9 protein-coding genes and 1 pseudogene are annotated in these 8,440 nt (G+C 37.7%); 1 reads left to right on the forward strand and 9 read right to left on the reverse strand.

Features of this window, described 5'->3' with window-relative positions:
- Both AC06OU_RS12005 and AC06OU_RS12010 read right to left on the reverse strand, forming a co-directional pair.
- A pseudogene (locus tag AC06OU_RS12005) lies at window positions 1-557 on the reverse strand (protein translocase subunit SecDF); the annotation flags it as partial.
- 157 nt (window positions 558-714) lie between these two features.
- Window positions 715-1,029, reverse strand: a complete 315-nt coding sequence (locus AC06OU_RS12010; protein ID WP_169358004.1) for a post-transcriptional regulator — start codon at window positions 1,027-1,029, stop codon at window positions 715-717.
- A gap of 38 nt (window positions 1,030-1,067) precedes the next feature.
- Here AC06OU_RS12010 and AC06OU_RS12015 point away from each other — a divergent pair, with 38 nt between their 5' ends.
- A complete protein-coding gene (locus AC06OU_RS12015; protein WP_475856037.1) occupies window positions 1,068-2,648 on the forward strand; it encodes a putative polysaccharide biosynthesis protein in 1,581 nt (526 codons plus the stop codon).
- A gap of 65 nt (window positions 2,649-2,713) precedes the next feature.
- On the opposite strand, the gene AC06OU_RS12020 is transcribed toward AC06OU_RS12015, so the two are convergent.
- From AC06OU_RS12020 to AC06OU_RS12050, 7 genes are all read right to left on the reverse strand, one after another.
- A complete protein-coding gene (locus AC06OU_RS12020; RefSeq protein ID WP_475856038.1) occupies window positions 2,714-3,352 on the reverse strand; it encodes a DUF421 domain-containing protein in 639 nt (212 codons plus the stop codon).
- 68 nt (window positions 3,353-3,420) lie between these two features.
- Entirely contained in the window at window positions 3,421-3,687 is a 267-nt protein-coding gene (yajC, locus tag AC06OU_RS12025) for a preprotein translocase subunit YajC (RefSeq protein WP_169358002.1), read from the reverse strand.
- A 42-nt stretch (window positions 3,688-3,729) separates the two neighbouring features.
- Window positions 3,730-4,869 carry a tRNA guanosine(34) transglycosylase Tgt gene (gene tgt, locus AC06OU_RS12030; RefSeq protein ID WP_475856039.1) on the reverse strand — a complete coding sequence of 380 codons (1,140 nt, stop codon included), beginning with the start codon at window positions 4,867-4,869 and terminating at the stop codon, window positions 3,730-3,732.
- On the reverse strand, window positions 4,870-5,910 hold the full coding sequence (gene queA / locus AC06OU_RS12035; protein ID WP_475856041.1) for a tRNA preQ1(34) S-adenosylmethionine ribosyltransferase-isomerase QueA: 1,041 nt from the start codon (window positions 5,908-5,910) through the stop codon (window positions 4,870-4,872).
- Between the two features lie 18 nt (window positions 5,911-5,928).
- A complete protein-coding gene (ruvB, locus tag AC06OU_RS12040) occupies window positions 5,929-6,939 on the reverse strand; it encodes a Holliday junction branch migration DNA helicase RuvB (RefSeq protein ID WP_298470340.1) in 1,011 nt (336 codons plus the stop codon).
- A 17-nt stretch (window positions 6,940-6,956) separates the two neighbouring features.
- Window positions 6,957-7,577, reverse strand: coding sequence for a Holliday junction branch migration protein RuvA (gene ruvA / locus AC06OU_RS12045; RefSeq protein ID WP_475856043.1), 621 nt, complete (start codon window positions 7,575-7,577; stop codon window positions 6,957-6,959).
- A 91-nt stretch (window positions 7,578-7,668) separates the two neighbouring features.
- Window positions 7,669-8,440 (reverse strand): phosphotransferase (locus AC06OU_RS12050; RefSeq protein WP_475856045.1); only part of this gene is annotated, 772 nt, incomplete at its 5' end.

The following is an 8,440-nucleotide window of genomic DNA, read 5'->3' on the forward strand; positions in this document are numbered from 1 at the left end:
GAATCTACGCCTTCTTCAAAATCTAACCAGATGACTAACACATTGTCTGGTGCAGGTCTAGCTGCTATTTGCTCCGTTATCTCTGCAAACTTATTAGCATCTTTTAGCTCTAATGTAACAATTGGCTGTCCTTGTTGGTTAAACGCAGGATTAGCGCCTCCCTCTTTAAGGTCCATACCATCTAGCATTATATTATCTTCTGAGTCCCTGAATGTTAGATTAGCTTGTGTAGAAAGTAGTTCCCTAGCTGACTCTTGGTCTTCAACTCCTGCGAGCTGAACCCTTATTCTATGGTCGTTCTCAATCTGAATACTTGGCTCACTTACACCAAGTACATCAATACGGCTAGTTAATGCTGACGCCGTATCTGCAACTATTTCATCTGTAATTTCTTGTCCATCCTGTAGTTCTTCAACTTGATACAGGACTTCAAAACCACCTTGTAAATCTAGCCCTAATTTAATATTATTTAAAACTCCGCCAACTGTAGGGCTTATTGTCCCTGCAAAAATTACAAGAAGCAGTAAAAACGCAACTATGCGTCCTCTTGTTTTCATATGTACTTCCTCCTAAGAATAACCACAGACTTCCTTCGTCAGAAAGACTATTGCTAAAACAATTACGAAATAGAATATTCCATCTATTTCAATTCCAAAAAAATGCAACACATTTATTATGAAACACGATGCCCCTTACTGTCAAATGACTGTTTGCTTATTTTTTCTCATTTTGAGGATTTAATAAGACTTGTAATTCCTCTTGGTTAATGTCTGCAAACCAATTGGATGTTCGAGAGTTTTGAATTTGCTCGTAAGTCATATACTCTGCTGGTGTAATAGAAAGAACGTCATTGACAATCTGATGAAGAGATAAGGAAAGAACATCTAGCTTCCTCCATTTCTTTTCCACACAATACTTCCAAATATCTTGTTCTGTTACTGTTTCGTACTGATAAACTTTAAATTCACTCTTTTTGCTCTCTAAAGCTGGTAGCACGTGTAGAAAGATATGATTGTATGAGTTTTCCAAAATACTGCACCTCTTTATAGAATAATGTGGTAAGTGGCTTGCATATTATTATTGTAAACGAAGTTCCTGCATTTGAGAAGGAAGTGTTTAATTTGTCGACGTATTTAAGAGGGTCCATTGTATTAATGTTTGCCATTTTTTTGTCCAAGTTCTTAGGCTTTATTTACCGCATGCAGTTTGTTCGGTTGACTGGAGAAGAGGCAGTTGGTATTTACAGCACGGCGTATCCAGCCTTTATCTTCTTCTTATCCCTTATCCAATTGGGTATACCGATTGCTATAACTAAAATTATAGCTGAGCTTCGAACGAGAAACGCTATATCTGATTATTTCACAGTTATGCGAACTTCCGTAATTGTAACCGTAGTATCTATGATTATTTTTACACCGATCTTTATTTTTGTCACTCCTCTTATTTCTAGTAATCTATTGAAAAACGATGCAATAACGATGACTCTCTACGTGTCTATTGCTATTGTACCAATCGCAGCAGCAGGGGGAATCTTAAGAGGCTTTTTACAAGGTATTGCTAAATTAGAAGCAACGGCAATAGCCCAGCTAATTGAACAAATAGTTCGTATCTTACTAATCACCTTTGCCTTACCTTTATTTTTAACATCTTCATCTCCACAGGAAGCGGCTGCATACGCCATGTTCTTAGCTTTGGTTGCAGAGGCAGCATCATTACTTTATCTCAAATGGAGATATGAAAAGTGGAAAAAGCAACAAACATATACAAAGTCAAAAAAGGCCTATCCACTGCCACCATTATTTGCTATAGCTCTGCCTTCTTCTGGCAGTAAGCTTTTTGGTTCATTCACATGGTTTTTAGAGCCTATCATTTTCATCAAGGCTTTAGCTATTACAGGTATAAGCGCTGTTGCTGCTACAACGCTATATGGAGTAATTTCAGGCGTTTTAGTACCGTTGTTACTGTTCCCATCCTTCATACCCTTTGCACTCTCTATCGTCCTTATACCTGCTGTAAGTGACGCTTATGCAAGAAAGAACTTTAGTTTGCTTAAAGAGAGAATCCATTTATCTTTAAAATTTTCTACGCTAACGGGCTGTTATGCAGCTACCTTGTTCTATTTACATGGTGGTGAGCTAGTCTACGAACTGTTTCATGTTGAAAACGCAGAAGTCTATATGAAAATTCTATCTCCAATTTTTTTCTTTTATTATATTCAAAGCCCTTTGTTCTCTATATTGCAGGCACTTAATAGCTCTAATAGCGCATTTCTCAACTCGCTTTATGGCGGGGTCGGAAAACTACTATTACTATTTTTCTTAGCTTCTCAGGCTGGCATCCAGGAGAAAGGTGCAATTGTTGCGATAGGATTTGGTGTTCTGATCACTTCATTTCTACATATCGCTTCACTTAAACAAAAGAAAGAAGCTCAAATTGGGTTCTCTTTCTTCGCTTTACCTTATGTCGTATTTCTATTGACTATTATTACTAGACCAATGCTAGTGTCCATAGGTAGCCAATCATTAATAATAGATTGTTTGCTTACTCTAGCTTATTTAACAATCGGCCTATTGCTATTTGGACAAATCCGAAGAAAAGAGCTAAGTGTAATTTTTAAAATAGCTAAAAGCTCTAAAAATAGATTTTAAGTCCATTAGTTAAAAAAGTAAGAGTCCAAGATCTCCCTTCAAAAGGGTGGTTTTGGGCTCTTTTATTAAAAAGATGTCTTGAGTTGAATATATAATTCTTCTTCCTCATAGGAACAATAGAATACTTTTTTATAATCATAAAGCATTTTCTTATTCAGTTCGTCCAATAACCATTCTTTACTTTTTCCAATTCGAATAAGATGATCCATTTGTATATCTCCATCAATAATTAAAGGAAATATAAACTGCTCCTCTTTCTTTTTGAAAACGGATAAGTTTCCTGATGGCTCCAAAAAGGCGTAGGAGACTGAACGAATAGAACCAATCTGCTGTTCTCTCAGCTGCTGTAGCAAATCATCTAGATTATATCTTTGCTTCCTCATCTCTTTCTCCACTATCACACCATCTTTTATAATAATGGATGGATGGCCCTCCATCATATCTCTAAATTTTTTACTCTTTAAGGAAGTATACGAGGCAATCAGTTGAATAATCAGCAAGATTCCCATTGGTAAAAAAGCATGCCAAAGATTACTATCCGGGTTATCAATTGCAACGGATCCTACTTCTGCAATCAACAAAAAGACAACTAAGTCAAAAATACTTAGCTCGCCGACCTCTCTTTTTCCCATAATTCTTAAAATAGCTAATATAATCCAATACAATGCTATTGTACGCAAAATAATTATGAGAGTATCATTCATAGAATTCACCTCAATATTATATTGCCCACAAAAAAAGAACTTACTCATTAGAGAGTAAGTTCTTTTACTTAAATTGTAGAATCTGTAACAACTCGTCCAACAGCAACACGTTCAAATTGTAAACGAGTACCATCCGCTACTACTACATAAATTGTTTGATCATCCACTGCATCTACCTTACCGTGCAATCCACCTACTGTAATAATATGATCTCCACGCTTTAGATTACTTTGCATTTCGGCAGTGCTTTTCTGTCTCTTTTGCGCTGGTCGAATGATAAAAAACCACATAACGACGAACATAGCAATAATTGGCAATAAACCTACTAAATCCATTAATATTTCCCCTCCTTTTCCTCTTTATACAGTATACAAGAATCAGAAGTTTTTTGCATTTGGTTTGTTGTACCCATACTCTTCAAAAAACTCTTCTTTAAAATCTAATAGACGATCTTCTCTAATTGCCTGGCGTACATTCTCCATTAATTTCATTAAGAAATGGAGATTATGATAAGATGCTAAACGCAATCCAAAGGTCTCATCTGCTTTGAAAAGATGTCGAATATAAGCTCTTGAATAATTTTTGCATGTATAGCAATCACATTTTTCATCGATAGGACCAAAATCTCTAGCGAATTTAGCGCCTTTAATTACTAATCTTCCTTGGTGCGTAAAGAATGTACCATTTCGAGCAATTCGTGTAGGTAATACGCAATCAAACATATCCACGCCACGAATAGAACCATCGATTAGTGAGTCTGGTGAGCCTACTCCCATTAAGTAACGAGGCTTGTTATCAGGCATTAAAGGAGTTGTGAAATCTAATACTCGATTCATAACGTCTTTTGGTTCACCTACAGATAAACCACCAATAGCATAACCAGGGAAATCTAATGAAATTAAATCCTTCGCTGACTGGCGGCGAAGCTCTTCATATTCTCCACCTTGAATGATACCGAACAAGCCCTGTTTATCAGTGCTTGTATGAGCAGTTAAGCATCGCTCTGCCCAACGAGACGTACGCTCTACAGATGCTTTCATGTATTCGAAAGTAGCTGGATAAGGAGGACATTCATCAAAGGCCATCATAATATCAGAGCCTAGTGCATTTTGTATCTCCATCGACTTTTCTGGACTTAAAAATAGCTTGTCCCCATTCAAGTGATTGCGGAAATGCACACCTTCTTCTTCTATTTTACGCATATCGCTTAAACTAAATACTTGGAAGCCGCCTGAGTCTGTTAAGATCGCTCGATCCCAATTCATAAATTTGTGTAATCCGCCAGCCTCACGAATAATATCATGTCCAGGGCGAAGCCACAGATGGTAGGTATTACTTAAAATTATTCCTGCGTCCATCTCTTTAATTTCTTCTGGAGCCATTGTTTTAACAGTTGCTTGTGTTCCTACCGGCATAAAGGTTGGTGTCTCGAATGACCCGTGAGGTGTATGTACAATACCAAGACGGGCTCCTGTTTGTTTATCTTTTTTTATTAACTCATACGTAATTGCAGTCATTTAATAGTTCCTTCCTTTTATAAACATCGCATCTCCAAAGCTAAAGAAGCGATAACGCTGCTCGATTGCTTCGTGGTATGCGGACAATATAAATTCCTTTGATGTTAAAGCACTTACTAGCATTACAAGTGTGGACTTCGGTAAATGGAAGTTAGTAATCATTCCATCGATACATTTAAATTCATATCCTGGATAGATGAAAATGGATGTCCATCCGCTATCTTCTTTTAATGTACCATCAAATTTTGTAGCGACAGTTTCCAATGTTCTTGTGGAAGTGGTTCCAACTGCTACTACCTTACCGCCAGCTTCCTTCACTCCATTAATCAGTTCTGCAGTTTCCTGTGTAACACGGTAGAATTCCGAATGCATCTCATGGTCATCTATGGAATCAACGCTTACTGGTCTGAATGTGCCCAAACCTACATGAAGTGTTACAAATGCGATTTTAATACCTTTCGCTTTTATCTCCTCTAGTAGCTCGGTTGTGAAATGTAAGCCTGCCGTTGGAGCAGCAGCTGAACCTTGTTCTTTTGCATAAACCGTTTGGTAACGATCCTTATCTTCCAATTTTTCATGAATATAAGGTGGTAAAGGCATCTCGCCGAGTTTGTCCAATACCTCAAAGAATACTCCAGTATATTCAAAACGGAATATTCTTCCTCCGTGATCTTTTAATCCTGTACACACTGCTGTCAATAATCCTTCACCAAATACTATTTTTGTGCCTATTTTCACTCGTTTAGCTGGTTTGACAAGGGTTTCCCATTCATCACCTTCCATTTGAGTTAACAATAGCACCTCAATATTAGCACCAGTATCTTCTTTAGTTCCCATTAGTCGGGCAGGCATTACCTTTGTGTCATTTAGTACAAGGCAATCCCCTTCATGTAATTCATCAATTATTTTCGAAAAATTGGTATGCGTTAGCTTTTGGTTCGCATAATCGGTGATTAACAGCTTACTGCTTGTCCGATCAGCTAACGGTACTTGTGCGATTAACTCTTCTGGTAAATCAAAATCAAAATCTTCTACTCTCATTTATAAGGACATCCTTTATTAATTGTTTCCATCGATTGGCAATGGTTTTCCTAAATGTTCATAAGCAAGCGGAGTTACAATTCTTCCACGAGGAGATCGTTGTATAAAGCCTATTTGCATTAAATAAGGCTCGTAGACATCCTCAATAGTAGTAGATTCTTCTCCAATGCTCGCTGCAATTGTGTCTAACCCTACGGGGCCACCTCTAAAACGCTCAATCATTGCATTAATTAGTTTATGGTCAATATGATCCAACCCTCTAGGGTCAACCTGTAATAGTTCCAACGCTTCTTTGGCAATAGTTATCGTAATGTTACCATTACCTCTCACTTGAGCATAATCCCTAACCCTTTTTAACAAACGATTGGCAATACGGGGGGTGCCTCTAGAGCGACGGGCAATTTCACCAGCTGATTCATGATCTATTGCTGCATTAAATAGCTCTGCGCTTCTTAATACAATTGACGTAAGGGCTTCTTCATCATAGTAATCCAAACGAAGCAGCACTCCAAAGCGATCCCGTAAAGGGGCAGATAGTGCGCCTGCTCTTGTTGTTGCTCCAACTAATGTAAAGGGAGGGAGATCCAAACGTACACTTCTAGCCGAGGGACCTTTTCCTACTACAATATCTAAGCAGAAATCTTCCATAGCTGGATAAAGAACCTCTTCAATCGAGCGGTTTAAACGATGAATTTCATCAATGAATAATACATCGCCAGGCTCCAAAGAGCTAACGATTGCTGCCAAATCACCTGGACGCTCGATTGCAGGACCACTTGTCATCCTCATTTGAACATTCATTTCGTTAGCTATGACAGCAGCAAGTGTGGTTTTACCAAGACCCGGTGGACCATATAGTAAGCAATGATCCAAGCTCTCATTTCTCATTTTTGCAGCTTCAATAAATATAGCCAGATTGTGCTTTATTTTATCTTGCCCAATATACTGAGTTAATAACTGAGGACGGAGGGATTGCTCAAAAGGTTCATCATAGGAAGAAATTTCACTGGAAATAACACGTTCTGACAAACAAAACTCCTCCTTTCTTACTTACCAGAGAATAATAGCTGCAATGATTTTTTCATGAATTCGTCAGTTGTAGTCAATTCATTATTTGCCTTAAGCTTAGGACGAATTTTAGACAACTCTTTTTCTGAATATCCTAGAGCGGTTAAAGCGAGCATAGCCTCTTCCATTTCATGAACAGTATCATGCTCAGTGAATAGGCTTGGCTCATCGTCCTCAAATTCTAGCTGTTCGATATCTATTAGGTCATTTAATTTACCTTTTAAATCTAGAATCATTTGTCTTGCAGTTTTTTTACCTACTCCGGGAAACTTAACCAAGAACGATTCATCTTCTCTTTCAATCGCCTGTATCACATGTGTCGGCTCACCACTTGCTAGGATGGCTAATGCACCTTTAGGACCAATACCAGATACAAGGATTAACTTTCGAAATAGCTCTCTTTGTGACAGGTTAGGAAAGCCCATTAATTGTTGGGCATCCTCTCTTACATGTAGATAGGTAAAGACTTGCGTTTCTTCCTCACTTCTTTTAAAGGCGAACGGATTAGGCGTAAACAATTGATAGCCAATTCCCTGTTGCTCTAACACAACGTATTCAGGTGTCACTCGAGTGACTTGCCCTTTTATGTAATCATACATACTTTATTTCCCACCAATCCTTCTAATCATTATAACATATCAAACAAAGAGGGCCGCCCATGTTCTTTGAGCGACCACTACATGTAAACTATTATAGCTGACTTAAATTATAGCATAAAATAGGCCAATTTGTTAAAGCTTTGTTCGTATACGGAATAAGCTGATTTATAAACTTCTGTTTACGTTCTTCCGGTAAGGCAAATGCATATAACCATTCTCTATACAATTCATTTGGATACATGATTGCTTCTTTGTATTTGGACATTATTCTTTCTAATTCTGGAAACTCATTTAAAAATAACTCAATATTGTAGTCCATTTCAGGTAGTACTCGATGAATCCATAGGATAAATTCCATTTCCTTAGGACCCAGCACTGCTAAATCAAAATCAATCATCTTATACGTATCATCTCTTACTAGAAAATTATGATGAACGACATCACCGTGTAAAAGGGTTAAATTCTTCAAGCTAAATGGTCGAATTTCACTAAGGGCAATCTCCCCATAATGTAAAAGCAATTTAGTTTGGTTATACCCAATGTACGTTTCTATAAATGGCACAATCTCTGAAACCTTGAAGTACCTAGCTTGCCATTTAGAGATCAGGTTAAAGGGATAAAGAAATGGGCTCTTTTCCCATTCTATTTTCCTTCTCGTTCCATGCATTCTTTTCAGTAACGTGTACGTCGCTAATCGATCTTTTTTATCCTTGTAGCTTACAGCACGACTATTTTCGAACCACGGCTGAATGATATACCCTTTTTGGGTGGTCGGGATAATAGGTAAGACAAATGGTTTTTTAAGTGCAGACAGTTCATCATGAATATCGCCTATCTTTGCACCCTGTTCCAGAGAAGCATAT

It is taken from the genome of Psychrobacillus sp., from assembly GCF_056205495.1.